The sequence below is a fragment of the Streptomyces sp. A1277 genome (assembly GCF_004795015.1).
In the GTDB taxonomy this organism is placed as follows: Bacteria; Actinomycetota; Actinomycetes; order Streptomycetales; family Streptomycetaceae; genus Streptomyces.
Genome location: NZ_SSBI01000016.1, coordinates 96,625 through 122,972, shown reverse-complemented (window position 1 = coordinate 122,972; position 26,348 = coordinate 96,625). Strand labels below are relative to the sequence as shown.

28 protein-coding genes are annotated in these 26,348 nt (G+C 72.8%); 10 read left to right on the top strand and 18 right to left on the bottom strand.

Annotation, left to right across the window (positions count from 1 at the left end; all coding sequences use genetic code 11):
* Window positions 1-47: 47 nt before the first annotated feature.
* From E6R18_RS13670 to tsaB, 4 genes are read right to left on the bottom strand one after another with little or no spacing between them, the layout of a single operon-like run.
* Window positions 48-332 (bottom strand): hypothetical protein, encoded by a 285-nt coding sequence (locus E6R18_RS13670; protein WP_136317143.1) that lies wholly within the window; start codon window positions 330-332, stop codon window positions 48-50.
* Window positions 329-1,423, bottom strand: coding sequence for a tRNA (adenosine(37)-N6)-threonylcarbamoyltransferase complex transferase subunit TsaD (gene tsaD, locus E6R18_RS13665; protein WP_136317142.1), 1,095 nt, complete (start codon window positions 1,421-1,423; stop codon window positions 329-331). The genes E6R18_RS13670 and tsaD overlap by 4 nt, the downstream gene beginning before the upstream one ends.
* Window positions 1,423-1,926 (bottom strand): ribosomal protein S18-alanine N-acetyltransferase, encoded by a 504-nt coding sequence (rimI, locus tag E6R18_RS13660; RefSeq protein WP_136317141.1) that lies wholly within the window; start codon window positions 1,924-1,926, stop codon window positions 1,423-1,425. Before rimI ends, tsaD begins: the two co-directional genes overlap by 1 nt.
* Entirely contained in the window at window positions 1,923-2,570 is a 648-nt protein-coding gene (gene tsaB, locus E6R18_RS13655; RefSeq protein ID WP_136317160.1) for a tRNA (adenosine(37)-N6)-threonylcarbamoyltransferase complex dimerization subunit type 1 TsaB, read from the bottom strand. Before tsaB ends, rimI begins: the two co-directional genes overlap by 4 nt.
* Before the next feature lie 234 nt (window positions 2,571-2,804).
* Between tsaB and E6R18_RS13650 the strand changes: the two genes are divergently transcribed.
* The gene (locus E6R18_RS13650; RefSeq protein WP_136317159.1) at window positions 2,805-3,347 is read left to right on the top strand and encodes a hypothetical protein; all 543 of its coding nucleotides are present in this window, start codon (window positions 2,805-2,807) and stop codon (window positions 3,345-3,347) included.
* 363 nt (window positions 3,348-3,710) lie between these two features.
* On the opposite strand, the gene tsaE is transcribed toward E6R18_RS13650, so the two are convergent.
* The 8 genes from tsaE to E6R18_RS13605 form a co-directional block, all read right to left on the bottom strand.
* Window positions 3,711-4,265, bottom strand: coding sequence for a tRNA (adenosine(37)-N6)-threonylcarbamoyltransferase complex ATPase subunit type 1 TsaE (gene tsaE, locus E6R18_RS13640; protein WP_136317139.1), 555 nt, complete (start codon window positions 4,263-4,265; stop codon window positions 3,711-3,713).
* 26 nt (window positions 4,266-4,291) lie between these two features.
* Complete coding sequence (locus E6R18_RS13635; protein WP_136317138.1) at window positions 4,292-5,509, bottom strand: alpha/beta hydrolase; 1,218 nt, start codon at window positions 5,507-5,509, stop codon at window positions 4,292-4,294.
* Window positions 5,510-5,718: 209 nt separating this feature from the next.
* Window positions 5,719-6,888 carry an alanine racemase gene (alr, locus tag E6R18_RS13630; protein WP_136317137.1) on the bottom strand — a complete coding sequence of 390 codons (1,170 nt, stop codon included), beginning with the start codon at window positions 6,886-6,888 and terminating at the stop codon, window positions 5,719-5,721.
* A 73-nt stretch (window positions 6,889-6,961) separates the two neighbouring features.
* On the bottom strand, window positions 6,962-7,348 hold the full coding sequence (locus tag E6R18_RS13625) for a DUF488 family protein (protein ID WP_136317136.1): 387 nt from the start codon (window positions 7,346-7,348) through the stop codon (window positions 6,962-6,964).
* Window positions 7,349-7,390: 42 nt separating this feature from the next.
* Window positions 7,391-8,857 (bottom strand): NAD(P)H-hydrate dehydratase, encoded by a 1,467-nt coding sequence (locus E6R18_RS13620; protein WP_136317135.1) that lies wholly within the window; start codon window positions 8,855-8,857, stop codon window positions 7,391-7,393.
* A gap of 47 nt (window positions 8,858-8,904) precedes the next feature.
* Window positions 8,905-9,273, bottom strand: coding sequence for a holo-ACP synthase (locus tag E6R18_RS13615; RefSeq protein ID WP_136317134.1), 369 nt, complete (start codon window positions 9,271-9,273; stop codon window positions 8,905-8,907).
* A 28-nt stretch (window positions 9,274-9,301) separates the two neighbouring features.
* Window positions 9,302-11,149, bottom strand: coding sequence for a glutamine--fructose-6-phosphate transaminase (isomerizing) (gene glmS, locus E6R18_RS13610; RefSeq protein WP_136317133.1), 1,848 nt, complete (start codon window positions 11,147-11,149; stop codon window positions 9,302-9,304).
* 193 nt (window positions 11,150-11,342) lie between these two features.
* Window positions 11,343-12,848 carry an MFS transporter gene (locus tag E6R18_RS13605; RefSeq protein ID WP_136317132.1) on the bottom strand — a complete coding sequence of 502 codons (1,506 nt, stop codon included), beginning with the start codon at window positions 12,846-12,848 and terminating at the stop codon, window positions 11,343-11,345.
* Window positions 12,849-13,000: 152 nt separating this feature from the next.
* Here E6R18_RS13605 and E6R18_RS13600 point away from each other — a divergent pair, with 152 nt between their 5' ends.
* The 3 genes from E6R18_RS13600 (at window position 13,001) to E6R18_RS13595 (ending at window position 15,532) form a co-directional block, all read left to right on the top strand.
* Window positions 13,001-13,984: an Lrp/AsnC family transcriptional regulator gene (locus E6R18_RS13600; RefSeq protein WP_136317131.1), complete on the top strand. Its 984-nt coding sequence runs from the start codon at window positions 13,001-13,003 to the stop codon at window positions 13,982-13,984.
* A 94-nt stretch (window positions 13,985-14,078) separates the two neighbouring features.
* Window positions 14,079-14,432 carry an ATP-binding protein gene (locus E6R18_RS34415; RefSeq protein WP_206308277.1) on the top strand — a complete coding sequence of 118 codons (354 nt, stop codon included), beginning with the start codon at window positions 14,079-14,081 and terminating at the stop codon, window positions 14,430-14,432.
* Window positions 14,429-15,532: a DUF234 domain-containing protein gene (locus E6R18_RS13595; protein WP_206308276.1), complete on the top strand. Its 1,104-nt coding sequence runs from the start codon at window positions 14,429-14,431 to the stop codon at window positions 15,530-15,532. The genes E6R18_RS34415 and E6R18_RS13595 overlap by 4 nt, the downstream gene beginning before the upstream one ends.
* 69 nt (window positions 15,533-15,601) lie before the next feature.
* Here E6R18_RS13595 and E6R18_RS13590 read toward each other — a convergent pair whose 3' ends face one another.
* On the bottom strand, window positions 15,602-15,808 hold the full coding sequence (locus tag E6R18_RS13590; protein WP_136317130.1) for a DUF397 domain-containing protein: 207 nt from the start codon (window positions 15,806-15,808) through the stop codon (window positions 15,602-15,604).
* Window positions 15,805-16,656: a helix-turn-helix transcriptional regulator gene (locus E6R18_RS13585; RefSeq protein ID WP_240799718.1), complete on the bottom strand. Its 852-nt coding sequence runs from the start codon at window positions 16,654-16,656 to the stop codon at window positions 15,805-15,807. Before E6R18_RS13585 ends, E6R18_RS13590 begins: the two co-directional genes overlap by 4 nt.
* Window positions 16,657-16,783: 127 nt before the next feature.
* On the opposite strand from E6R18_RS13585, the gene E6R18_RS13580 reads away from it, so the two are divergent.
* From E6R18_RS13580 to E6R18_RS13570, 3 genes are all read left to right on the top strand, one after another.
* Entirely contained in the window at window positions 16,784-17,203 is a 420-nt protein-coding gene (locus tag E6R18_RS13580) for an ATP-binding protein (RefSeq protein WP_136317128.1), read from the top strand.
* A gap of 302 nt (window positions 17,204-17,505) precedes the next feature.
* On the top strand, window positions 17,506-18,375 hold the full coding sequence (locus tag E6R18_RS13575) for a helix-turn-helix domain-containing protein (RefSeq protein WP_136317127.1): 870 nt from the start codon (window positions 17,506-17,508) through the stop codon (window positions 18,373-18,375).
* A gap of 128 nt (window positions 18,376-18,503) precedes the next feature.
* The gene (locus E6R18_RS13570) at window positions 18,504-19,148 is read left to right on the top strand and encodes a dihydrofolate reductase family protein (protein ID WP_136317126.1); all 645 of its coding nucleotides are present in this window, start codon (window positions 18,504-18,506) and stop codon (window positions 19,146-19,148) included.
* Between the two features lie 13 nt (window positions 19,149-19,161).
* Here E6R18_RS13570 and E6R18_RS13565 read toward each other — a convergent pair whose 3' ends face one another.
* Complete coding sequence (locus E6R18_RS13565) at window positions 19,162-19,674, bottom strand: DUF4396 domain-containing protein (protein WP_136317125.1); 513 nt, start codon at window positions 19,672-19,674, stop codon at window positions 19,162-19,164.
* Between the two features lie 183 nt (window positions 19,675-19,857).
* On the opposite strand from E6R18_RS13565, the gene argG reads away from it, so the two are divergent.
* The 3 genes from argG to E6R18_RS13550 all read left to right on the top strand — a co-directional run bounded on the left by argG (window position 19,858) and on the right by E6R18_RS13550 (window position 23,448).
* Complete coding sequence (gene argG, locus E6R18_RS13560) at window positions 19,858-21,303, top strand: argininosuccinate synthase (protein WP_136317124.1); 1,446 nt, start codon at window positions 19,858-19,860, stop codon at window positions 21,301-21,303.
* 144 nt (window positions 21,304-21,447) lie between these two features.
* Entirely contained in the window at window positions 21,448-22,443 is a 996-nt protein-coding gene (coaA, locus tag E6R18_RS13555; protein WP_136317123.1) for a type I pantothenate kinase, read from the top strand.
* Between the two features lie 36 nt (window positions 22,444-22,479).
* Entirely contained in the window at window positions 22,480-23,448 is a 969-nt protein-coding gene (locus E6R18_RS13550) for a DUF389 domain-containing protein (RefSeq protein ID WP_136317122.1), read from the top strand.
* Between the two features lie 104 nt (window positions 23,449-23,552).
* Here E6R18_RS13550 and glmM read toward each other — a convergent pair whose 3' ends face one another.
* The 3 genes from glmM to rplM form a co-directional block, all read right to left on the bottom strand.
* The gene (gene glmM / locus E6R18_RS13540; RefSeq protein WP_136317121.1) at window positions 23,553-24,911 is read right to left on the bottom strand and encodes a phosphoglucosamine mutase; all 1,359 of its coding nucleotides are present in this window, start codon (window positions 24,909-24,911) and stop codon (window positions 23,553-23,555) included.
* 164 nt (window positions 24,912-25,075) lie between these two features.
* Entirely contained in the window at window positions 25,076-25,612 is a 537-nt protein-coding gene (gene rpsI, locus E6R18_RS13535) for a 30S ribosomal protein S9 (protein WP_136317120.1), read from the bottom strand.
* A gap of 45 nt (window positions 25,613-25,657) precedes the next feature.
* Window positions 25,658-26,101, bottom strand: a complete 444-nt coding sequence (gene rplM, locus E6R18_RS13530; RefSeq protein WP_136317119.1) for a 50S ribosomal protein L13 — start codon at window positions 26,099-26,101, stop codon at window positions 25,658-25,660.
* Window positions 26,102-26,348: the final 247 nt, after the last annotated feature.

Here is a 26,348-nt window from a genome sequence, read left to right as displayed (position 1 = left end):
ACACGCCAAGAATAGGGCGCCGGGTGGACCGCCGGCGGACCCCGGACTCATCGGCCGGGCGCCACCGGCCCCAGCGACTCGAAGCGCCAGCGGTGCACCGCCCGGGTGATCAGGTCCGCGCCCGGCTCGGGCAGCTCCGGCAGGTCGTCGCCGTACGCCCCGTCCCACCAGGTGATGACCAGGACCCGGTCCTGGGGGGCGCGCAGGAGTTCGCTGCGCAGCGGGGGCCGGGGCAGCTCGGCGGCGCGGGCGCGGGCCCACTCCAGGAGCTCGGCGCCCCGGCCCTCGGTGGCGCGGGCCTCCCACATCAGGGCGGTGGCGGGGGCGCTCATGAGTAGAGGTTGTCCTTGCTGACCTCGTGGACGTGGTCGTGGGTGTGGGCGCCCGGGACGTGGGTCTCGGTGACCGGCAGCGAGGAGTCGGCGGACAGCTCCAGGTCGGAGGCGGGGCGGTTGCGGGCCACCATCTCGGCGCCGAGCGCGGCGACCATCGCGCCGTTGTCGGTGCACAGCTTGGGGCGCGGCACGCGCAGCCGGATGCCCGCCTTCTCGCACCGCTCCTGGGCGAGCGCCCGCAGCCGGGAGTTGGCCGCGACGCCGCCGCCGATCATCAGGTGGTCGACGCCCTCGTCCTTGCAGGCGCGGACGGCCTTGCGGGTGAGTACGTCCACCACGGCCTCCTGGAAGGACGCGGCCACGTCCCGTACGGGCACCTCCTCGCCGGCCGCGCGCTTCGCCTCGATCCAGCGGGCGACGGAGGTCTTCAGGCCGGAGAAGGAGAAGTCGTACGCGGGGTCGCGGGAGCCGGTCAGGCCGCGCGGGAAGGCGATGGCGGCCGGGTCGCCCTCCTTGGCGAGCCGGTCGATGACCGGGCCGCCGGGGAAGCCGAGGTCCAGCACCCGGGCGATCTTGTCGAACGCCTCGCCGGCCGCGTCGTCGATGGTCGCGCCGAGCGGCCGCACGTCGTTGGTGATGTCGGGCGCGAGGAGCAGCGAGGAGTGCCCGCCGCTGACCAGGAGCGCCATGGTGGGCTCGGGCAGCGGCCCGTGCTCCAGCTGGTCCACGCAGATGTGCGAGGCGAGGTGGTTGACCCCGTACAGCGGCTTGTTCAGCGCGTACGCGTACGCCTTGGCGGCCGAGACGCCGACGAGCAGGGCGCCCGCGAGGCCGGGTCCGGCGGTGACGGCGATGCCGTCGAGGTCCCGGCCGCTGACGCCGGCCTCCTTCAGGGCGCGCTCGATGGTGGGGACCATCGCCTCCAGGTGCGCGCGGGAGGCGATCTCCGGGACGACGCCGCCGAAGCGGGCGTGCGTGTCGACGCTGGACGCGACGGCGTCCGCGAGGAGCGTCGTGCCCCGGACGATGCCGACCCCGGTTTCGTCGCAGGAGGTCTCGATGCCGAGTACGAGCGGTTCGTCAGCCATCAGTCAGTCTCTGTTTCTTGTACGTCTTCGTGTACGTGGAGGCGCATGACGAGTGCGTCGATGTTGCCCGGCTGGTAGTAGCCGCGGCGGAAGCCGATCGGTTCGAAGCCGAAGCGTTCGTACAGCTTCTGGGCCCGGGTGTTGTCGACGCGGACCTCCAGCAGCACCTCGGCGCACTCGAAGGCCGTGGCGTGCTTGAGCAGGTCGGTCAGCAGCTCGGAGCCGAGCCCGCCGCCCCAGTGGTCGCGGGTGACGCCGATCGTCTGGACGTCGGCGAGGTCACCGGCGGCGGCGAGGCCCGCGTACCCGACGATCCGCCCGGTGGCCGGGTCCTCGGCGACGACGTAGCGGCGGGTGGCCACCGGCCCCCGCGCGTGCGCCAGCTCGGACCAGAACATGGCGGCCGACCAGGCGTCGTCCGGGAACAGTTCGTGTTCGAGGTCCAGTACCGGGTCGATGTCCCACCAGCGCATCTCGCGCAGCACTGCGGTCGTGGCGGTCACTTCGGGGTGACCACCTTGTAGTTCTTCGGGACCTGCGCGTCGGGCCTGCGGAGGTAGAGGGGCTGCGGCGGAAGCAGCTCGGCGCCGGCCGCGAGGCGTTCGGCGGCGAGGCCGGCGAGCGCGCCCGCCGCGAGGTGTTCGGGGCCGCGCGCGTCCGGGAAGGCGTCGGGGTAGAGCACCGCGCCCGCGCCGACGACGGGGAGGCCCGCGAGCCGGTCCGCGATGTCGGCGGGCCGGTCGACGGAGGGGCCCTCGGTCCGGGTGCGGGCGTCCTCGTACCGTGCCCAGTAGACCTCCTTGCGGCGGGCGTCCGTGGCGACGGCGAACGGCCCTTTCAGCCCGGCCTGCCCGGCGGCGTACGCGAGGCCGTCCAGGGTGCACAGCCCGTGCACCGGTACGGACAGCACCGAGCCGAACGTCGCGGCCGTCACCAGGCCGACCCGCAGCCCGGTGTACGGTCCCGGGCCGACGCCGACGACGACGTCCGTCACGGCGCCGAGTTCCAGCCCGGCGTCCGCGAGGACCCGGTCGACGGCGGGCAGCAGCAGCTCCCCGTGCCTGCGGGCGTCGACCTGGGCGGACTCGGCGACGACGCGGGTCCCGTCGTGCAGGGCGACGGTGACGGCGGGGGTGGCGGTATCCATTGCGAGCAAGAGCACGCAAACAGCCTACGGCTCCGGCGCGGTCCGCCCCGCGCCCCGTCCGGCTTCCCGTTCCGGGCGATCCCGGCTGCTACCGTCACCGGGTATACGCGGAGTACGTGTAAACGCTTGTACGACTTACCGCACGCGACGTGCGGCACACGACTCGCGGAACGCGACCTACGGAACACGACGGCGAAAGAGGCACGCACGGTGGCAAGGGGCAGCTCGGGAATCGTGGCCGCGCTCACCGCGGCGGCCGTCGCGGTGGTCGGCTTCCTGGCCTACCAGGCATCCGCCGACGTACCGGCCGATCTGAGCGCGAAGCCGAAGGCGTCCAGCAGCGCGTCGGCGCCGGCCGGCGCCGGTCACGCCAAGCCGAAGCCGAAGAAGGACCCGCTCGCGGTTCCCGCCGCCTCCGGCACCGGGATGCGCGTCGTGTACGCGCTGGCCGACCGCCGGGTGTGGCTGGTGGACGCGACGGGCAAGGCGTCGCGGACGTTCAAGGTGATGCCGAGCGCGGTCTCCGCCGTGCCGGGCACCTACACGGTGACCTCGCGCTCGGGCAGCGTGAAGGGGTCCGACGGCGTGCCGATCGAGCACGTGGTGCGGTTCGCCTCGGTGAACGATGTGGCGATCGGCTTCAGCGCGGCCCAGGACGGCTCGATGGAGGAGCCGGACCCGACGCTGAAGGCCGGGGGCGTGCGGATGAGCCGCGAGGACGGCGATGCGATGTGGACGTTCGCGACGGTGAGCGTGAAGGTGGTCGTGGTCCCGTAGCCCGGTCCGCCGGACCGTCGCGGTGTCCTCAATCGCCGGACGGGCTGGATTTCGCCGCCCGGCTCGGGGATGCGGCCCGTCCGGATTTCGCCGCCCGTTCCGGCTCCGCCGGTCGCGGCGCCGGCTGCGCTCGCGGAGGCGTGGATACCGCGTTCGCCGCCGCTCCCGCGGCCAGCAGGGTGCTCATCGATACCGCGCGCGGCGGCTGCGCTTCATGCGGGGATGCCGGCATGGACGCCTCCTGGAACTTCGGTGGAAGGCATGGTTAGGCAGACCTAACCTGCTCTCGTCCTCCATAGCACCATGCCTGCCCCGTCCGGCGCAACACTTTACCGACACCGCGTCGGAAACAACGGGTCCCGCTCAGGCCCAGGGCGCCCAGGACTCATTGCGCAGCCCCGCCCACCGGGCGCCCACGCCCAACAGCGTCACCGAGCGCCGCTCGTCGTCCGTGTCGCCGACCGCGCGGTCGATGAGCACCTGGAGCCGGTCGTCGGACAGCTCCTCGACCTTGCCGTCGCCCCACTCCACGACGACCACCGACTCCGGCAGCGACACGTCGAGGTCCAGGTCCTCCATCTCGTCCAGACCGCCGCCCAGCCGGTACGCGTCGACGTGGACCAGCGCCGGACCGTCCCCGAGCGGCGGGTGGACGCGGGCGATCACGAAGGTGGGCGACGTCACCGCGCCCCGCACCCCCAGCCCCTCGCCGAGCCCCCGGGTCAGGGTCGTCTTGCCGGCGCCCAGCTCACCGGTGAGCATCACGAGGTCGCCTGGGCGCAGCACGGAGGCGAGCCGGCGGCCAAGGGCCCGCATCTGTTCGGGGGCGTCGACCGCCAGCTTCACGGTGACGGCGGAGGGGGTGTTCTCGTACGCGGCGGCGCCACCGGCCGCCGGGCTGTTCTGCGCTGCTTCCATGGCCGGAAACGATACGGCCCCGGCCGTCAGGATTCCGGTACGGCGCCCGCGCGCACCAGCAGGTCGGCGAGGCGGTCGGTCACCGTTTCCGGATGCTCCAGCATGACCAGGTGGCCGGCGTCCGGGACGATGACCACCTCCGCGTCGGGCAGCCGGTCCGCGATGGCCTCGCTGTGCGAGCTGGGCGTCACGAGGTCCTTGTCGCCGGCCAGGATGAGGACCGGGAGAGCGCGGAAGAGGGGCAGGGTCGCGCTCTGGTCGTGTTCGGCGAAGGCGGGGTAGAACTCGGCGACCACGTCGATCGGGGTGGCCTCGATGAGCCGCTCGGCGAACCGGGCGACCGCCGGGTCCACGTCCCGCGAGCCGAACGAGTACCGCTTGATGAGCCCGGCGAACAGGTCCGCGGTCGCCCGCCGCCCCCGCTCCACCAGCTCCGCCTGCGAGCCGAGCGCCCTCAGCACCCCGGGCAGCACCCGCCGCACCGCGTTGACGCCCGCGACCGGCAGGCCGAAGCTGACCTCGTCGAGCTTCCCGCTCGACGTACCGACGAACGCGACGGCGGCGACCCGGTCGCGGATGAGTTCCGGGTACTGCTCGGCCAGCGCCATGATCGTCATCCCGCCCATGGAGTGGCCGACCAGGACGAGCGGGCCCTCGGGGGCGGCCGCGTCGATGACGGCCTTGAGGTCGCGGCCGAGCTGGTCGATGCCGACGGGCACCCCGCCGCCGGCCCTCGCCTGGGCGCGGCCGCGCTCGGAGCGGCCGTGGCTGCGCTGGTCCCAGTGGACGGTGCGCACGATGCCGCGCAGGGCGGCCCGCTGGAAGTGCCAGGAGTCCTGGCCGAGGCAGTAGCCGTGGCTGAAGACGACCGTGACGGGGGCGGGTGCCTTGCGTCCGAAGAGCCGCCGGCGCCGGGAGCCGGCGTCGGCGGACGCCGAGGCGCTGCCGTCGTGGCCCGGCGCGTCGACCTCGTCGACCTCGTCGACCTCGTAATACAGCTCGGTGCCGTCGTCGGCCGTGGCCCGGCCCGGCCGCCCGCGCAGCGAGCCGTACGGTCCGGTGGCGTCCAGGGCCAGCCGGGCGCGCTTGCGCATGGACCGGCCGACCGTCAGCCGCTCCACCGCGACCCCGGCCGCCGCCCCGGCGGCGATCACGCCTATGGCGGCGCCGGCGACGCCCGCCCGGCGCCAGCCGGCCGCCGAAGCGGCCGTCGCCACCGCGTCACCCGTGCTGATCTCGCTCACCGTGCCGCGCTCCTCGTCGGTCGTGTCGGTCTGTCCCGGCCCGAGCCGGGCCCGTCTCGGACGTGTTCAGATCGTGCCTGAGCCGGTCTGTCCTCCCGAGCCGGGCCCGTCTCGGACGTGTTCAGATCGTGCCTGGGCCGGTCTGTCCTCCCGAGCCGGGCCCGTCTCGGACGCATTCAGACCGTGCCTGGTCAGGGGCGCTTCCCCGGTCAGGACCCGGCCGACGCACCGTCCGTCGTCCCGGCGCCCCGGTGGACGCGCGGCACCCGGCCGCCGATCCGGGTGACGATCTCGTACGCGATCGTGCCGGCCGCCTCGGCCCAGTCCTCGGCGCTCGGCTCGCCCCGGTCGCCCGGACCGAACAGCACCGCGTCGCTGCCGACCGCCACCTCGTCGCCGTCGAGGTCCACGACGAACTGGTCCATGGCCACCCGGCCCGCGATCGTCCGCCGCACCCCGCCGACCAGAACCGGGCCCCGGCCCGACGCGTGGCGCGGGATGCCGTCGGCGTATCCGAGGGGCACCAGGCCGAGCGTGGTCTCGGCGGTCGTCGTGTAGTGGTGGCCGTAGCTGATGCCGTGGCCGGCCGGTACGTGCTTGACCAGGGCGACGGACGCGGCGAGCGTCATGACGGGGCGCAGCCCGAAGTCGGCGGCGGTGCCCAGTTCGGGGCCGGGCGAGATGCCGTACATGGCGATCCCGGTGCGCACGAGGTCGAAGTGGGACTCGGGGAGCGTGAGGGTGGCCGGGGAGTTGGCGATGTGCCGCACCTCGGGCTCGACGCCGGCCTTCTCGGCGTACGCCACCATGTCGCGGAAGGTGTCCAGCTGGGCGGTGATCGAGGGGTGGCCCGGCTCGTCGGCGCAGGCGAAGTGGGACCACAGGCCGGTGACGCGGGCGGTGCCCGCCTGCTCGGCGGTGCGGGCGGCGGCGACCAGTTCCGGCCAGTCGGCGGGCTGGCAGCCGGCCCGGCCGAGGCCGGTGTCGGCCTTGAGGTGGACACGGGCCGGCCGGCCCGCCTCCGCGGCGGCGGCGGTGGCCTCGCGCAGCGCCCACAGGCCGCTCACCGACACGTCGATGCCGGCCTCGATCGCCTCGCGCCAGGGCCCGCCCGGTGTCCACAGCCAGCACATCATCGGGGCTTCGAGGCCGGCCGCGCGCAGGGCCAGGGCTTCCTGCGGGGTGGCGGTGCCCAGCCAGGTGGCGCCGGCCTCCAGCGCGGCGCGCGCGCAGGGGATCGCGCCGTGCCCGTAGGCGTCGGCCTTGACCACGGCCATGAGGTGCGCGCCGGACGCCCGGGCACGCAGAACGCGCACGTTGGCGCGGAGTGCGGCGAGATCGATCTCGGCACGGGCTCTCAGGGGCGCTGTCTCGTTCATATCGCGCCCAGTGTCTCAGAGCTGTGCCGTCCGGCGGCCGTGGCGGGGCGTGCCGAACCGGTGCACGGGCTGGTCAGCCGTGGTGCAACTCGTGCTCCAGGTGTTCGGCCAGGACCGGTACGTGGCTGTGCGGGACGTCCTTGACCGCCGTGACGAGCGTCACCGGGCCGCCCTCGCGGACCAGCCCCACCAGCTCGTCCACGGCCGCCGCGTGCACCGGGTCGGCGAGTTCGGCGCGGTAGCGGTCCACGAAGGAGTCGTAGCGGGTCTCGGAGCGGTCCTCGTGGTACCAGGAGCGCAGCTCGTCCGAGGGGGTGAGGTCTTTCAGCCAGCGGTCGATCGCGGCCCGCTCCTTGGAGACCCCGCGCGGCCACAGCCGGTCGACCAGGACACGAGTGCCGTCGCCGTCCTCCGCGGGGTCGTACACCCGGCGTACGCGCACCTCGTCGCTGCTGCTCACGGCCGACCGCCTCTCGGGTGCGGATGCTGCCTCCAGGATCGCTCAGGCCCGGACGTCCCGCCAGGCCGCGGGGATCGCCTCGGCGACGTCCAGCGCGGCGAGCGGGGAGCCGTCCGCCGCGCGGCGGGCCGCGAGGCCGTGCAGGTAGGCCCCGGCGGACGCGGCGTCGAGCGGGGCGAGGCCGGCGGCGAGCAGGGAGCCGGTCAGGCCGGAGAGCACGTCGCCGCTGCCGGCGGTGGCCAGCCACGAGGTGCCCGTCGGGTTGACCCGGACCGGGGTGTGCGGGGTGTCGGTGGCGATCAGGGTGGTCGAGCCCTTGAGCAGGACCGTGGCGCCGAACCGCTCGGCCAGGGCGCGCACGGCGGCGAGCCACCCGGCCTCGACCTCCTCGCGGGGGACGCCGAGCAGCGCCGCGGCCTCCCCGGCGTGCGGGGTGAGGACGGTGGGCGCGGTGCGGGCCCGGACCACGTCGGCGTCCAGCAGCCGCAGCCCGTCCGCGTCGACCAGCACCGGCACCTCGGCGGCCAGCACGTCGGCGACGGCCGCCACGGCCTCCGTCCCGTCGCCGAGCCCGGGCCCGACGACCCACGCCTGCACCCGCCCGGCCTGCGAGGGGCGGCCCGCGTGGACCAGGACCTCCGGATGCCGGGCGATGACGGCCTCGCCGCCGGGGCCCGCGTAACGCACGGCCCCCGCCCCGCCGCGCAGCGCCCCGGAGACGGCCAGCACGGCGGCGCCCGGGTAGCGGGTCGATCCGGCGGCGATGCCGACGACGCCGCGCCGGTACTTGTCGCTCTCGGCGGCGGGCACGGGCAGCAGGTCCGCCACGTCCGCGTACTGAAGGGCCTCCAGGTCGGGCACGTCGGGGAGTTCGGCGCCGAGCCCGATGTCCACGAGGCGCAGCGCACCGGCCCGTTCGGCGGCCGGGTCCACGAGCAGCGCCGGTTTGTACGCCCCGAAGGTGACCGTCGCGTCCGCGCGCACCGCGTCGCCGGGCACCTCCCCGGTGTCCGCCTCGACGCCGCTGGGCAGGTCGACGGCGATGACGGGGGCGCCGTGCGCGGTGTACCGCTCGACCAGCTCGGCCGCCTCGGGCCGCAGTCCGCCGCGTCCGCCGATGCCGGTGATGGCGTCCACGACGAGGTCGATGCGCCCGGCCCAGTCCTGGTGGGTGGTGCTGTCCCCGCCGTCCACGACGCGCCCGCCCGCCGCGCGCAGGGCCGCGCTGCCGCCCTCGTGGGCCCGGCCGGGGACGGCCCGTACGGCCACCACGCCCGCGCCGCGCCGGGCGAGCCGGGCGCCGGCGTACAGGGCGTCGCCCCCGTTGTCGCCGGTGCCGACGAGGAGGACGACGCGGGAGCCGTAGACCCGTCCGGCGCGGCGCAGCAGATCGGCGCAGGCGGCGGCGAGCCCGGCGGCGGCGCGCTGCATCAGCGCCCCTTCGGGGAGCCGGGCCATGAGGGCCTGCTCGGCGGCCCGGACGGTCTCAACGCTGTAGGCGGTACGCATGCCCCCAACGTACGCAGGAATGGCCGGGGACGCGCCACGCAAGGGTCCTATCCCTCCGCGATCACCACCGCCGAGGCGATCCCGGCGTCATGACTGAGCGACACGTGCCAGTGCTCCACGCCCAGTTCGGCGGCGCGGGCGGCGACCGTGCCGCGTACTCGCAGCCTCGGCCGGCCGCTGTCCTCGACGTACACCTCGGCGTCCGTCCACAGCAGTCCCGCGGGCGCGCCGAGCGCCTTGGCCAGGGCTTCCTTGGCCGCGAACCGGGCGGCCAGCGAGGCGATGCCGCGCCGCTCGCCGTCGGGCAACAGCAGTTCCTCCTCCACGAAGAGGCGCGCGGCCAGCAGCGGCGTGCGCCGCATCGCCGCGTCGAACCGTTCGATCTCCGCCACGTCGATCCCGACCCCGATGATCACGTACCCGCCCTCATTCCCGACCGCCGGTTCACTCCACCGTGACGGACTTCGCCAGGTTGCGCGGCTGGTCGACCTCGTTGCCGCGGGCCGTCGCCAGTTCGCAGGCGAAGACCTGCAACGGCACGGTGGCGACCAGCGGCTGAAGCAGCGTAGGCGTTGCCGGAATCCGGATGAGGTGGTCGGCGTACGGGACGACCTCGTCGTCGCCCTCCTCGGCGATGACGACGGTACGGGCGCCGCGGGCCCGGATCTCCTGGATGTTCGACACGATCTTGCCGTGCAGCACCGAGCGCCCGGCCGGGGACGGCACCACGACGACGACCGGGAGCCCGTCCTCGATGAGCGCGATCGGCCCGTGCTTGAGCTCTCCTGCGGCGAACCCCTCGGCGTGCATGTACGCGAGTTCCTTCAGCTTCAGCGCGCCCTCCAGGGCGACCGGGTAGCCGACGTGCCGGCCGAGGAAGAGCACGGTGTCGTGGGAGGCCAGCGACCGGGCCAGCTCCCGGACCGGTTCCATGGTCTCCAGGACGCGGTCGACCGAGCCGGAGATCTCGGAGAGCTGCCGGATGACGGTCCGGATCTCGTCGCCCCACTTGGTGCCGCGCACCTGGCCGAGGTAGAGGGCGACGAGGTAGCAGGCGACGAGCTGGGTCAGGAACGCCTTGGTGGAGGCGACGGCGACCTCGGGCCCGGCGTGCGTGTAGAGGACGGCGTCGGACTCGCGGGGAATGGTGGAGCCGTTGGTGTTGCAGATGGCGAGCACCTTCGCGCCCTGCTCGCGGGCGTGCCGCAGGGCCATCAGGGTGTCCATCGTCTCGCCCGACTGGGAGATGGCGACGACCAGGGTGTGCGGGTCCAGGATCGGGTCGCGGTAGCGGAACTCGCTGGCCAGCTCGGTCTCGCAGGGGATGCGGGTCCAGTGCTCGATGGCGTACTTGGCGATCATCCCGGCGTGGAAGGCGGTCCCGCAGGCGACGATCACCACCTTGTCGACCTCGCGCAGCTCGCCGCGCGTGATGCGCACCTCGTCCAGGTGGAGGGTGCCCTCGGGGTCGATGCGGCCGAGGAGGGTGTCGGTGACGGCCTTGGGCTGCTCGGCGATCTCCTTGAGCATGAAGGAGGCGTACCCGCCCTTCTCGGCGGCCGAGGCGTCCCAGTCCACGTGGTACGCGCGCACCTCGGCGGGCTCCCCGTCGAACCCGGTGACGGTGACGCCCTCCCGGCGCAGCTCCACGACCTGGTCCTGGCCGAGTTCGATCGCGGACCGGGTGTGCGCGATGAACGCGGCGACGTCGGAGGCGAGGAACGCCTCGTCCTCCCCCACCCCGACGACGAGCGGCGAGTTGCGCCGGGCGCCGACCACGACGTCGGGCGCGTCCGCGAAGACCGCGACGAGCGTGAACGCCCCTTCGAGGCGCCGGCACACCTGCCGCATCGCCTCGGCCGGCTCCCCGCTCTGGCTGTACGCCTCGGCGAGGAGGTGGGCGACGACCTCGGTGTCGGTCTCGGAGAGCAGGTCGTGGCCGCGCTCGCCGAGTTCGGCGCGCAGGGCCGCGAAGTTCTCGATGATCCCGTTGTGGACGACGGCGACGCGGCCCGCGTTGTCGAGGTGCGGGTGCGCGTTGACGTCGGTGGGCCCGCCGTGGGTGGCCCACCGGGTGTGCCCGATCCCGGCGCTGCCGGCCGGCAGCGGGCGCTCGCTCAGCGCCTTCTCCAGGTTGACGAGCTTCCCGGCCTTCTTGGCGGCGGCCAGCCCGCCGTCGGCGAGGACGGCGATGCCGGCGGAGTCGTACCCCCGGTACTCCAGCCGCTTGAGGCCCGCGACGACGACGTCCTGCGCCGACTGCCCACCGACGTAACCCACGATTCCGCACATAGTGGTCCTTTCCTGGTCACCAGCCCCTGTTCTTCGCATAGTCGCAGAAGTGATCCCCATTTCAAGCCCAACGGAGCCCGCCGGCCCAGCGAGCCCGCCGGCCCAGCGCGCCCGTCGGCCCGTCGAGCCCGCACCGGCCGCTTCAAGCCCGTCCGGCGATTGAGGACAAGGCGCCGCCGAAGGTGGCGCGCCCTCAGCCGGCCCGCACGGCCTCCGCCACCGCACCGCTCCCCGCAGCCCCCGGCGCCTCCGGCGCCCCCGGCGCCCCCCGCTTCCCCTTCACGAGCAGCAGCACCGCCACCCCCGCGACGATCCCCACCGCACCGGCCACCACGGCCGCCACGTTCAGCCCCGAGGCGAACGCCGCCCGCAGCGCGTGCTCCGGCACCCCGGCCGCGCGCAGCCCGGCCGCGCCGCCGCCCGCGAGCGCGTGGGACTCGCCGTCGCCCACGCTCTCCCCCATCCGGGAGGTCAGCACCGTCCCGAGGACGGCCACCCCGAAGGCGTATCCGAGCTGACGGAAGGTGTTGACCGCGCCGCCCGCCATGCCGGCCCGCTCCGGCGGCACCGCCGCGAGCGCCGCGCCCGCGATGGCCGGCGACACCAGCCCCGTACCGATGCCCGCGACCACCAGGCCCGGTATCAGCGCGGGCCACGAGGAGCCCGCGCCGAGCACGGCCTGACCGAGCGTGCCGGCGCCGGTGAGGGCGAGCCCGATGCCGATGGTCAGGCGCGGCTGCGCCCCGTGCAGCAGCCGGCCGCCGGCGGCGGCCACCACGAACGCGGTGGCGGCCAGCGGCAGGACCGCCAGACCGCCCTGGACCGGGCTGAGCCCGAGGACCGTCTGCAACCAGATCGAGGTGTACGGCAGCACGCCGAAGGCCGCCAGGTTGAACGCGAGGGACCCGGCCATCACGCCGGTGAAGGCGGAGGTCCGGAACAGCGAGAGGTCCAGCAGCGGGTGGGGGACACGCAGCTCCACCAGGACGAAGCAGAGCAGGGCGAGCGCGGCGATCCCGAAGGTGGCGAGCGTCTGCCCGGACGTCCAGCCGACGCTGCCCGCCCGTACGACGGCGTACGTCGCCGCCCCCGCGAACACCGCGAACGCCGCGGTCCCCGCCCAGTCGGTCCGCCGGTCGCGCGCGCCGTGCGACTCGGGCACGGTCCTGAGGGTCAGCCAGATGGCGGCCACGCTGACCGGCAGGTTCACGAAGAAGATCCAGCGCCAGCCGGGCCCCTCGGTCAGCAGCCCGCCGACCACCGGCCCGATCGCGGCGGCGCCCCCGCTGACCGCACCCCACAGCCCGAGCGCCACGGACCGGTCCTTGCCCTGGTACACCGAGGCGAGCAGCGGCAGCGTCGTCGCGAACATCGCGGCCGCGCCCACCCCCTGCACCCCGCGCGCGGCGACCAGCGCGGTCGGCGACGAGGCGAGCCCGCAGGCCAGCGAGGCGACGGCGAACAGCACGACGCCCGCGACATGGACCCGGCGCCGCCCGAGCCGGTCGGCCGCGGCACCGATGCCGAGCAGCAGCGCGGCGAGCGCGAGCGCGTAGCCGTCGATGACCCATTGCAGGTCGGAGAGCGACGCGCCCAGCGCCCGCGCCATGTCGGGCAGTGCCACGATGACGATCGTGACGTCCAGCAGCAGCATGAACGTCCCCAGACAGACCGCGGTGAGCGGCCCCCACTTACGCATGTCCTTGGTCCTTCTCCCTGTACGGCTTCGGTGCGGCCCGTACGGCTTCGGTGCGGCCGGCGGCCACCCCCGTACGATCGGACGACCGCGTACGGAATCCCCAGCCAGCGACACCCCGGCGCCGGAATCCGACATGAAAGGGACCTGAAGCAGTGGAATCACCCACCCGGGGCGACGCCCTCGACCTGCGCATCCTGCACGCGCTGGAGCTGGACGCCCGCGCCCCCTTCAGCCGGATCGCCGCCGCGCTCGGGGTCTCCGACCAGACGGTGGCGCGCCGGTTCCGCAGGCTGCGGACGGAGGGCGGCCTGCGGGTGGTGGGGGTGCGGTGCGCGGCCTCGGAGGAGTCGTTCGAGCACTGGCTGCTGCGGGTGCGCTGCGCCCCCGAGGGCGCGATGGCCATCGCGGAGGCCCTGGCCAAACGCCCCGACACCTCGTGGATCGGGCTGACCTCGGGCGGTACGGAGGTGACGTGCACGGCCAACGTCCGCAGCCGGGGCGACGCCGACGACCTGCTCCTCGGCAAGCTCCCGCGCACCCCGCACATCGTGGACATCCGCGCCCACCAGCTCCTGCACCGCTTCTACGGCGGCCCGGCCGGCTGGCTCCACAAGAGCGGCGCCCTGACCCCCGAGGAGACCGCCGCCCTCGCCCCGCCCCCCGCCTCCGCCCCGCCGGGCCCGGCCGTCATCACCGCCGACGACGAACCCCTGGTCGCCGCACTGGAACGGGACGGCCGCGCCACCTACCCCGAGCTCCAGCGCGCGACGGGCCTCTCCGAATCCGCGGTCAAGCGCCGCATGGCCCGGCTCACCGCCTCCGGCGCGCTGTACGTGGACGTGGAGTTCGACTCCGGCCACCTGGGCTTCCGCAACGCCACCATGCTGTGCGTCACCGCCGCACCCCGCGCCCTGCACACGGTGGGCGAAGCACTCGCGACCGACCCCGAGGTGGCCTACGCGGCGGCCACCACGGGCCCGTCCAACCTGATGGCGGTCGTGATCACCCGCGACCCGGCCCACCTCTACCGCTACCTCAGCGCACGCCTGGGCCGGCTCGACGGCGTCGAACACGTGGAGTCGATGCCGCTGCTGCGCCGCGTGAAGCAGCTGACGTACCGGCCGTTCCGGGGGTAGCGGGCGCTGTCGAGCCGACCCTCCGAGTCCGGCCGACCGGCGGTGAAGTAGGAATGCTTCATACTTTGAGCCACTACGACTTCATGGAGGACCAGTGGCCTTCACCGGACGCGGCCGCGAGCTGCGCATCCTCGGATCGTGGCTGGAGCGCGTCGCCTCCGGCGCGGGCGGCAGCGCCGGACAGGCGCTGGTCGTCAAGGGGCGGCGACGTGTCGGCAAGACGCGGCTCGTGCAGGAGTTCTGCGCCCGGTCGGGCCGGCCGTACGTCTTCTTCCAGGCGACCCGCAGCCAGCCGGCGCCCCTCGCCCGGCGGGCTCTGTTCGACGCGGTCGCCGGTGGTCAGGGGATGCGGGACCACGGTGCGGCACTGGGACACGCGTCCGCCCCCGAGGACTGGGGCGGACGCTGGCCGCCGTCAGCGCCGCCCTGCCCTGCGACGAGCCGGTGATCCTCGTCCTCGACGAGGTCCCGTGGCTGTCCGAGGCGGACGGCGGCTTCGGCGCGGCGCTCAAGACGGCCTGGGACATGCACCTGTCCGCCAAGCCGGTGCTCCTGCTGCTACTCGGCTCCGACCTCGCCATGATGGACCGGCTGACTTCGTACGACCACCCGTTCTACGGCCGGGCCGGCCAGTACACCGTGGGGCCGCTCAGCCCGGCCGACGTACAGGACTCCACCGGTCTGGACGCGGGGGCGGCGCTGGACGCCTACCTCGTCACCGGGGGCTTCCCCGAGGTGGTCACCGGCTGGCATACCGGCGAGCCCGTCGCCGCGTATCTCGACCGCCAGTTGGAGGACCCGTCGTCGGTCCTGCTCACCACGGGCGAGCGGTCGCTCGCGGCGGAGTTCCCCGCACGTCTCCAAGCGGGCCGGGTGCTCCGGGCGATCGGCTCCGGCGAGCGCACGTTCTCCGGCATCGCCGCGAGCACGGGAGGCGCAGACGGGCGCGCGCTGGCACACGGCACGCTCGCCCCGATACTGAACGAACTCACGGAGGCCAAACGAATCGTGGCCACCGACGTCCCGCTCTCCACCCAGCCGGCCCTCAAGCTCAAGCGCTACCGCATCGCCGACACGTATCTGCGCTTCTGGCTGGCCCACCTGGAAGACGCCGTCGCCCAGGCGGAGAGGGGCAGGGGCGAGATCTCGGCCGCACGCATCCAGCGTTCCTGGCCCTCGTGGCGGAGCCGCGCGGTGGAGCCGGTGATCAGGGAGTCCCTGGCGCGCCGAGTCCCCGATGATCTCTTCCCCGAGGCCGTGGAGGTCGGCGGCTGGTGGAACCGGCAGAACAACCCCGAGGTCGACCTCATCGGCGCCGACGCGGCCCCGGTCGCGGGCCGCGTCTGCTTCGTCGGCTCGGTGAAATGGCGCGACGAGACTCCGTTCGGGGCACGCGACCTCGCGGAACTCGTCGCCTCCGCGCAGCAGGTCCCAGGTGCCCAGGACGCTCCCCTGATCGCGGTCGGCCGCGTCCCCCCGACGGACACGGCGGCGAAGGACCTGGCCGCGCACTGGGGCCCGGAGGACGTCATCGCGGGGTGGCGCTGAGTACATACACGCGAAGGACCTGCGGCGCGGGTGTGCGCGGCAGGTCCTTCGTGAGCGGTGGTGCCGGTGTCAGTTGTCCGATGCGTACGAGACGAAGTCGGCCCAGGCGGCCGGGGTGAAGCCGAGTTCCGGGCCGGGGATGTTCTTCGAGTCGCGGACGTGGATGGTGGCGGGGGCTGCGGCCACCTCTACGCACGAAGGTCCATCGTTCGAGCTGTGACTGCTCTTGAACCAGGTCAAGTCGGACGTGCTCCCGGCCGAGGACTTGGCACTCATGTCTCTCCCAGCAGTTTTTCGATGAAGGCCCGCGACAGCCGCGGCGTGAGCGCTTGCGCCCTGATCATGCCGTACCGCATCTCAAGGATCTGAACCTCCCTGGGATTGCTGATCAGCCGACTGGTGAGCTGCACCTCGTTGAGCCCGACAGCCGTGCCGTCCTTCAGCTTAAGCACACGGTGCGAGCCCGCCAGCCCCGAGTGCTCCTCCGTCTCTGTCGGCATGATCTGGATCTCGACGTGACGCAACGCCCCCAGCTCAAGCAAGCGTTCGAGTTGGCGCCTCAGCACGGCCCTCCCCCCGATCGGCCGCCGAAGCGTTGTCTCCTCCTGGACGAAGGTCAGCAGAGGTACGGGACGGCGGTCCAGAACTGACTGCCGGGCCATGCGCGCGGCCACCAGGCGCTCGAATTGGTCCTCGGCGTAAGCCGGACGCCGCTCCCTGTACAGGGCGCGGGCATACTCCTCGGTCTGAAGGAGGCCGTTGATCACATCGGTGTCGTACGCGCCCATCTCCACGGCGTTGGCCTCCAACTTGGCCAGGTCCCGGACCTTCTTCGGGTACCGCGCCTCCGCCACGTCCTGCTTCATCGCGGCGATCTTGCCCTCCGCCCCGACCGCCTTGTCCACCCTGTCCAGGAACTCCGGCTTCGGGATCCGGACACCCGACTCCACCTTGTAGACCATGTTCTCGCCGTAGCCGATCAGCTCGCCCAGCTGCGCCGCACGTAAACCGGCCGCCTCCCGCCAGACCCGGATCTGCCGCCCGACCGCCGCGACCACCGCTTGTGAATCGTCCTCGGGCTCAGGGCCCCAGTCCTGGTCGCCCGCAATGTCGTTCACGCTCACCCGCCACCCGCCTCCAGCCACCCAGATCCTGTACGCACCGGACAGCCCCGTACAACCGCTGGACAGTCACCGTCCGTACACGCGTCACTGCTGTTCAGCGTAGACACGTGCGGCCACGCTGAGTGACGTGAACCGAGAAATCACCCATCCGCGAACCCGCAGCGGCCAGTTCGTCGTCCAGCTCTCCGCCACCCGCCGGGGCGCCCGGCTCGCCCGGCTGCTGGCGACTGAGCAGCTCCGCTCCTGGGGGCTCCCTCTCGACGCCGCCCCTCTCGTCGTCGCCGAACTGGCGGCCAATGCCGTGCTGCACGGATACGTGCCGGGGCGGGACTTCCGCGTCCAGCTGACCGTCGAGGAGGACACGCTGCGCATCGAGGTGACGGACGCGCGCGGCGAGCAAGCGCCGTGCCTCCAGGCGCAGAGCGAGGTGTCGGAGTCCGGGCGCGGACTACTGCTGGTCCAGGCGCTTGCCACCCGCTGGGGCGTCGAACGCGGACCTTTCCCCCGCAAGACCGTCTGGGCGGAGATCGCGCTCACCGGATCGTGACAGCCGCGACCCGATGGACGGCGACCCGGCCGGCCGCGACCCGGTGGTCCACGACGTAAAGGCTTTAAAGGACCTCTGGGAAAGAAACCCACCCAACCCACCCGACCCGGGCGGACCTGAGCAGGCCCCGTGCGCCCACGCGCGCCCGTCACCCGCACGGGTGAGGTTGCCCAACTGGGCTGGATATGACCCCGATTGCCTGGCATATGCTCGCCCAGCCAGACGTCAGAAACGTGACAGCCCCCGCCGGGACAGCAATCCCTGGCGAGGGCCTCACCACCGAGGAAGCAGAACCCTTCCCGATGGATACACCGCAGGTTATCGCGCCCCCGCGCGCCCCGTCCCGGGGCATCGTGCACCAAAACGTGCGCCACACCACCCACTTCACCGTCATCGGCAACCACCTCGCCCAGCACAGCGAACTCTCGCTCGTCGCGATCGGCCTGGCCACGCACATCCAGTCGCTGCCCGCCGGGGCGAAGGTCGGCGTCAAGTGCCTGACCGAACGCTTCCCCGAGAGCGAGACCCGCATCGCCGGGGCCCTGCGCGAACTGGAGGAACACGGCTACCTCACGCGCGAGCGCGAGCGCCTTCCCAACGGCCGGGTCGTCACCCGCACGACCTCGTACAACCAGCCGCGCGCCGCCGTACGCCCGGCCTCACGGGCACCCGTACGGACGCCGGTTCCGCACCCCGCTCCCCCCGCTCCCCCCGAAGCCGTCGCTCCCCCCGCAGCCGTCGCACCGCTCCCGCCCCGGCCCGAACCGCCCGCGAAGCGCCCGCCCCTCCCCCGGCCGCAGGCCCCTCACCCCGAGCTGTACCGGGCGGCGCGCGCCCTGCTCCTCGGGCTGCGGCGAGAGGCGGCCGAGATCGTGCTGCACGAAGGCGACATCGCCGCGCTCACCCCCGCCGTCGCCGCCTGGCTCGAACGCGACGTCACACCCGCCGCCATCGCGAGGGCGCTGACGAGTGCCCTCCCCGCCCCGCTGAAGTGCCCCGCGAGACTCCTCGCGCACCGGCTGACCACCGGCCTTCCGGCGCCGCTCCCGGCCGCCGAACGAGCCGGGACTCACGACGCCATACAGAACTGCGACGGCTGCGACCGGGGGTTCCGGGCACCGGAGCCCGGGTACTGCGCCGACTGCCGTGGGGCGTTGCCCACTACGGCGTAGCCGCCGCGTCCGGCGACACAGCCGTCCGCCGACTCGGTGCGGGATCGGGACGGTGTACGGCGATGAGTTCGGCCCGCCCGAGGAGTCACCCCTTGCGTTGTCACCCATTCACCGGGAGAAGATCACTCATGACTCAACTGCTGCGGGTCCAGAACTTCACCGTCTCCGCGGACGGCGTCGCCGCCGGCGAGGACCAGACCCTGGAGCGGCCCTTCGGCCATGTCGATCCGGGGCAGATGTTCGCCTGGGCCGGGGCGACGGCGAGCTGGCCGGGCCGGACCGACCCGGGCGGGAGCCGGGGCCTGGACGACTACATGACGCGGGACTTCTCGCACAACATCGGTGCCGAGATCATGGGCCGCAACAAGTTCGGCCCGCAGCGCGGGCCCTGGGAGGACCACGAGTGGCAGGGCTGGTGGGGCGGCGAACCGCCGTTCCACACGCCGGTGTTCGTCCTGACCCACCACAAGCGCCCCTCGTTCACGCTCTCCGACACCACGTTCCACTTCGTGGACGGTGAGCCCGCCGAGGTCCTGGCGCAGGCCCGGGAGGCGGCGCAGGGCAAGGACGTACGCCTCGGCGGCGGGGTCACGACCGTCAGGGAGTTCCTGGACGCCGACCTCGTCGACACCCTGCACGTGGCGGTGTCCCCGGTGAAGCTGGGGTCGGGCCTGCGGCTCTGGGACTCGCCGGACGATCTGCGCGACCGCTTCCACCTGGACGTCGTACCGAGCCCGAGCGGGGTGGCGCACCACCTGTTCTGGCGGAAGTGAGCCCGTACGCCGCTCAGTGGTAGGCGTGGACCACGGCGTGGCCCTTGCCGCGGCCGATCATCCACCGGTTGACCGGTGTCGTGATCACGAAGGCGAGGGCCAGGGAGCCGGCGAGCGCGCCCCAGAAGAGGGCGTCGGCCAGGCCCGCGTCCATGGCGCCGGGGATCGTCACCATGACGGTGTTGTCGATGACCTCCATGACGGCGATCGACAGGGTGTCGGCGGCCAGGGCCACCTTCAGGGCCCGGCGCAGGGGCACGCCTGCCCGCAGGACCCCGCGCATGGTCAGCGCGTAGCCGAAGACGAAGGCCAGGACGATGGAGAGGGCCACGGTGGCCCCGTTGTGCAGGCCGGCCGCCGTGCCGATCACCATGCCGAGGATCTCGCCGATGGCGCAGCCGGTGAGGCAGTGCAGAGTCGCCTGTGCCGCCATCCGCCAGGACGCGTGGCCGCCGGGGCCGGGGGCGGTGTGGTGGTCGGCGTGGTGGTCGTGGGCGCCGTGCGCGTGGGCGTGTTCGTGGTCCATCGTGCGCTCCCTCCGTCGTGCCGTACGGGACGGGTATCCACGGGCGCCCCGCCCCGCACGACTGAACCATATACCCGGCGGGGGTATTCCCTCCCGGGCCGAACCGGCGCTGCAATCCGGCGCTGCAACCCAGCATTGCAACCCAGCATTGCATGATCATGCGAGATGATGCATAATCTTCCCATGTCCAAGGTCCTCACCTCCCTGCCCGCCGGCGAACGCGTCGGCATCGCCTTCTCGGGCGGCCTCGACACCTCGGTCGCGGTCGCCTGGATGCGTGACAAGGGCGCCGTCCCGTGCACCTACACCGCCGACATCGGCCAGTACGACGAGCCCGACATCGCCTCGGTGCCGGGCCGCGCCAAGGCGTACGGCGCCGAGCTCGCCCGCCTGGTCGACTGCCGCGCCGCGCTCGTCGAGGAGGGCCTGGCCGCGCTGACGTGCGGGGCCTTCCACATCCGTTCGGGGGGCAGGGCGTACTTCAACACCACGCCGCTGGGCCGCGCGGTCACGGGCACGCTCCTGGTCCGGGCGATGCTTGAGGACGACGTGCAGATCTGGGGCGACGGCTCCACGTTCAAGGGCAACGACATCGAGCGGTTCTACCGCTACGGCCTGCTGGCCAACCCGCACCTGCGGATCTACAAGCCCTGGCTGGACGCGGACTTCGTGACGGAGCTCGGCGGGCGCAAGGAGATGTCGGAGTGGCTGGTCGCCCATGACCTGCCGTACCGCGACAGCACGGAGAAGGCGTACTCCACCGACGCCAACATCTGGGGCGCCACCCACGAGGCCAAGACCCTGGAGCACCTGAACACCGGGGTGGAGAACGTCGAGCCGATCATGGGCGTGCGGTTCTGGGACCCGTCGGTCGAGATCGAGACCGAGGACGTCACGATCGGCTTCGACCAGGGCCGGCCGGTCACGATCAACGGCGAGAAGTTCGAGACCGCCGTCGACCTGGTGATGAAGGCGAACGCCATCGGCGGCCGCCACGGCATGGGCATGTCCGACCAGATCGAGAACCGGATCATCGAGGCCAAGAGCCGGGGCATCTACGAGGCCCCCGGCATGGCCCTGCTGCACGCCGCGTACGAGCGCCTGGTCAACGCCATCCACAACGAGGACACCCTCGCCCAGTACCACAACGAGGGCCGCCGCCTCGGCCGGCTGATGTACGAGGGCCGCTGGCTGGACCCGCAGGCGCTGATGGTCCGCGAGTCGATCCAGCGCTGGGTCGGTACGGCCGTCACCGGCGAGGTCACCCTGCGGCTGCGGCGCGGCGAGGACTACTCGATCCTCGACACCACGGGCCCGGCGTTCAGCTACCACCCGGACAAGCTGTCCATGGAGCGCACCGAGGACTCCGCGTTCGGCCCGGTCGACCGCATCGGCCAGCTCACCATGCGCAACCTCGACATCGCCGACTCCCGCGCCAAGCTGGAGCAGTACGCGGGCCTCGGCATGATCGGCAACGCCAACCCGGCCATCGGCGCGGCCCAGGCCGCCGCGACCGGCCTGATCGGCTCCCTCCCCGAGGGCGGCGCCCAGGCCATCGCCTCCCGGGGCGAGGTCTCCGACGCGGACGAGATGCTGGACCGCGCGGCGATGGAGTCCGGGACGGACTAGGACGGCGGCGAGAAGGACAAGGCCGGCCGGGCACCCCTCGGGGCGCCCGGCCGGCCTTCGTCGTGGGCCCGCCCGGGGCCCCGTACTCCCCCACGTGACCGACCCCACCCCCCACTCCGTTCGAACTCCCGCGACAATGAACCTGTGATCACTTCGCCGACACGGAGCACGAACCGACGCGCCGAGCACGCCGCGACGCCGTACGTCGACCTCTCCCGGGCGGAGTGGAGCGCGCTGCGCGACAAGACGCCCCTGCCGCTGACCGCAGAGGAGGTGGAGCGGCTGCGGGGGCTCGGGGACGTCATCGACCTCGACGAGGTGCGGGACGTCTATCTGCCGCTCTCCCGGCTCCTCAACCTGTACGTGCAGGCCACCTCCGGGCTGCGCGGCGCCCTGAACACCTTCCTCGGGGACGCGGGCAACGGGCAGGGCGCGCAGCGCGGGACGCCGTTCGTCATAGGGGTCGCGGGCAGTGTCGCCGTGGGCAAGTCCACCAGCGCCCGCATCCTCCAGGCGCTGCTGGCCCGGTGGCCGGAGCACCCGAGGGTGGAGCTGGTGACCACCGACGGCTTCCTGCTCCCGATGAAGGAGCTCCACGCGCGCGGCCTCATGTCGCGCAAGGGGTTCCCGGAGTCGTACGACCGGCGCGCCCTGACCCGTTTCGTCGCCGACATCAAGGCCGGCAAGGACGAGGTCACCGCGCCCGTCTACTCGCACCTGATCTACGACATCGTGCCCGGCGAGCGGCTCACCGTGCGGCGTCCGGACATCCTGATCGTCGAGGGGCTGAACGTCCTCCAGCCGGCCCTGCCCGGCAAGGACGGCCGCACCCGGGTGGGGCTCGCCGACTACTTCGACTTCAGCGTGTACGTGGACGCCCGGCCGGAGGACATCGAGACCTGGTACCTCAACCGCTTCCGCAAGCTGCGCGCGACGGCGTTCCAGGACCCGTCCTCGTACTTCCGCAAGTACACGCAGGTCTCCGAGGCGGAGGCGTTGGAGTACGCGGCCACCATGTGGCGGACCATCAACCGGCCGAACCTCGTGGAGAACGTCGCTCCGACGCGTGGACGTGCCACGCTGGTGCTGCGCAAGGGGCCCGACCACAAGGTCCAGCGGCTGTCCCTGCGCAAGCTCTGAGCCGTTCGAGCCGCCCGAGCCTCCACGAGGAGCGTTGTGCTGCATCTGCGCGTGATCGTGCCCGCCGACCGCACGGACGAGGTGACCGGGCTGCTGGAGCGGACCGCCGGAACCGCCCACCTCGTGGTGCTGCCCGGGGTCGCGCGCGACCCCGCCGGTGACGTGGTGCTGTGCGACGTCGCGCGCGAGGCGGGCGACGAGCTGATCGGGGCCCTGCGGCGGCTCGGGGTCGACCGTTACGGGGCGGTCACCGTCGAGAACCTGGACCTCACGCTCTCCGCGCGCGCCGAAGAGGCCGAGAAGGCGGCGCCGGGCGAGGGCGCGGACGCGGTGCTGTGGGAGGAGCTGTCCGAGGCGACCCACGAGGAGTCCACGTTCAGCGTCACCTACCTGGCGTTCCTCGCCGTCGCGACGATGCTCGCGGCCTGCGGTGTGATGCTCGACAACTCGATCCTGATCGTGGGCGCGATGGCGGTCGGTCCGGAGTTCGGGCCGCTGGCCGGGATCTCCACCGCCCTGGTGCAGCGCGCCCCGCACCTGGTGTGGCGCTCGCTGTCGGCGCTCGTCGGCGGTTTCGCGGCTGCCATGGTGCTGACGTCCGGGTTCTCCTGGCTGATGGACCTCTTCGGGCTGTTCGAGCAGGGCATGATCGAGGCCGACCGGCCCAACACCGCGTTCGTCTGGCAGCCGGACTGGCTGTCGTTCGTCGTCGCGTTCCTCGCGGGCATCGCCGGCACGCTCTCGCTGACCTCGGCGAAGTCCGGGGCGCTGATCGGGGTCGCCATCTCGGTGACCACCGTGCCGGCCGCCGCCAACGCGGCGGTGGCCTTCAGCTACAGCGACTACGCCCAGATGTCCGGCTCCGCGCGCCAGCTCCTGGAGAACCTCGGCGGCATCGTGTTCGCGGGCACCCTGACGCTGATCACCCAGAAGGCGCTGTGGCGCGCCGCCCAGCGCAGGCAGCGCGCCCAGGAGCCCCCGGCGGCGGCCGAGGGGAACGGCTGAGGCGGGTGGGCGGCGAGCCTTCGCGGCGCCACCGCCCACCCGGCCCCGGACCACCCCAGCGCCCACCCGGCCCCGGACCACCCCAGCGCCCACCCGGCCCCGGACTACCCCAGCGCCGACTTCACGACGTCCGCCAGCTGCCCGGCCACCGCGCGGGCCTGCTCGATGTCGGCCGCCTCGACCATGACCCGTACCAGCGGCTCCGTGCCCGAGGGGCGCAGCAGCACGCGGCCGGTCGCGCCTAGCTCGCGCTCGGCCTCGGCGACGGCCGCGGCCACCTCCTGCGAGGTGTGCACGCGGGACTTGTCGACGTCCGGGACGTTGACGAGGACCTGCGGCAGGCGCTCCATCACCCCGGCCAGCTCCGCCAGCGGGCGGCCCGTCGCGGCGACGCGGGCCGCCAGCATCAGGCCGGTCAGCGTGCCGTCGCCGGTCGTGGCGTGGTCCAGGACGATGACGTGGCCGGACTGCTCGCCGCCCAGCGCGTAGCCCTCGGCCTTCATGGACTCCAGGACGTAGCGGTCGCCGACGGCGGTCTGGACGAGCTGGATGCCCTCGCGCTCCATGGCGATCTTGAAGCCGAGGTTCGACATCACGGTGCCGACGACGGTGTTCCCGCGCAGCTGCCCGGCCTCGCGCATGGCGAGGGCCAGCACGGCCAGGATCTGGTCGCCGTCGACCTCCTCGCCCGCCGCGTCCACGGCCAGGCAGCGGTCGGCGTCGCCGTCGTGCGCGATGCCGAGGTCGGCGCCGTGCTCGACGACGGCGGCGCGCAGCAGCGCCAGGTGTGTGGAGCCGCAGCCGTCGTTGATGTTCAGGCCGTCCGGCTCGGCGCCGATCGTGACGACCTCGGCCCCGGCGCGGGCGAATGCCTCGGGCGAGACGCGGGCGGCGGCGCCGTGGGCCTCGTCCAGGACGACCTTCAGGCCGTCGAGCCGGTTGGGCAGGACGCCGATGAGGTGGGCGACGTAACGGTCGAAGCCCTCGGTGTAGTCGGTGACGCGGCCGACGCCGGAGCCGGTCGGGCGGGACCACGGCTCGCCGGTGCGGTGCTGCTCGTAGACCGTCTCGATGCGGTCCTCCAGCTCGTCGGCCAGCTTGTGGCCGCCGCGCGCGAAGAACTTGACACCGTTGTCCGGCATGGCGTTGTGGCTGGCCGAGAGCATGACCCCGATGTCGGCGCCCAGCGCGCCGGTGAGGTAGGCCACGGCCGGGGTCGGCAGCACGCCGACGCGCAGGACGTCGACGCCCGCGCTGGCGAGGCCGGCCACGACGGCGGCCTCCAGGAACTCGCCGGAGGCTCGTGGGTCGCGGCCCACCACGGCCGTCGCCCGATGGCCCTCGAAGGTGCCCGCCTCGGCCAGTACGTGCGCCGCGGCCACCGAGAGGCCGAGCGCGAGCTCGGCCGTCAGGTCCGCATTGGCGACACCGCGCACGCCGTCCGTGCCGAAGAGTCGTCCCACTGGTGTCCTCCGAAAGTGCTCCGAAACGCATAGTTCAGATCAAGCAACCAACAAGCCTATGAACGCCTTATGTCGTTATATGCCCGAGGATGTCGATAAACGAACGCCCCGGCAGCACGAGGTGTGCCGCCGGGGCGAACGTATAACGCGGGTGAGCAGGCGGTTTAGCGCTTGCTGTACTGCGGGGCCTTGCGGGCCTTCTTGAGACCGGCCTTCTTGCGCTCGACCGCACGGTCGTCGCGGGAGAGGAAGCCGGCCTTCTTCAGCGTGGCGCGGTTGTTGTCCACGTCCGCCTCGTTCAGCGCACGGGCCACACCGAGGCGCAGGGCGCCGGCCTGACCCGAGACGCCGCCACCCGAGATGCGGGCGATGACGTCGTAGCGGCCGTCGAGCTCGAGCACCTTGAAGGGCTCGTTGACTTCCTGCTGGTGCACCTTGTTCGGGAAGTAGCCCTCAAGGGTGCGGCCGTTGATCTTCCACTTGCCGGTGCCCGGAACGATCCGGACGCGGGCGATGGCGTTCTTGCGACGGCCAAGGCCGGCGGCGGGCTGCGGGTCGCCGAAGCGGCCGGCGAGCGACTCGGAGGTGTACTCACCCTCGACGGGGACCTCCGACTCGAAGGTGGTCACCTCGGCGAAGGTCTCCTCGCCCTCGGTGCCCACAGGCTCGTCGGTGGTCGTCTCAACAGTGGTCTCGGCCACGATTCTCCTCAGATCTTTCTTTACGTCTTTGGGGGGAGGCCGGAACTACTGCGCGACCTGGGTGATCTCGTACGGGACCGGCTGCTGCGCAGCGTGCGGGTGCTGGTCGCCCGCGTAGACCTTCAGCTTCGAGATCATCTGGCGGCCCAGGGAGTTCTTGGGGATCATGCCCTTGATGGCCTTCTCGACGGCCTTCTCGGGGTTCTTCGAGAGGAGCTCGTCGTAGCGCACGGAGCGCAGACCACCCGGGAACCCGGAGTGGCGGTACGCCATCTTCTGGGTCTTCTTGTTGCCCGACAGGTGCACCTTGTCGGCGTTGATGATGATGACGAAGTCGCCCATGTCCATGTGGGGGGCGTAGATCGCCTTGTGCTTGCCTCGGAGGAGGTTCGCAGCCGTGGTGGCCAGACGGCCCAGGACGATGTCCTGCGCGTCGATGATGTGCCACTGGCGAGTGACATCGCCGGGCTTGGGGCTGTACGTACGCACTTCGTAGCCTTCGCTTCTTCAGTGGATGGGGTCCATACACACGACACCTCTGAAGCGATCATGCAGCTGGGGCTCACAATGCCGGGGACGATGCCCGTATGCGAGCCACTGGTAACTGCTCCAGAGAACCTACGCAAGGGTCGCTCGCGTGAGAACGGTGCGGCCGATACGTATAACAATCCTCGACAGTACCCGCCGCGCCCCGGACGGGTCAAAACGCGGGGCCGGGCCCTGGGGCGGGCGCCAC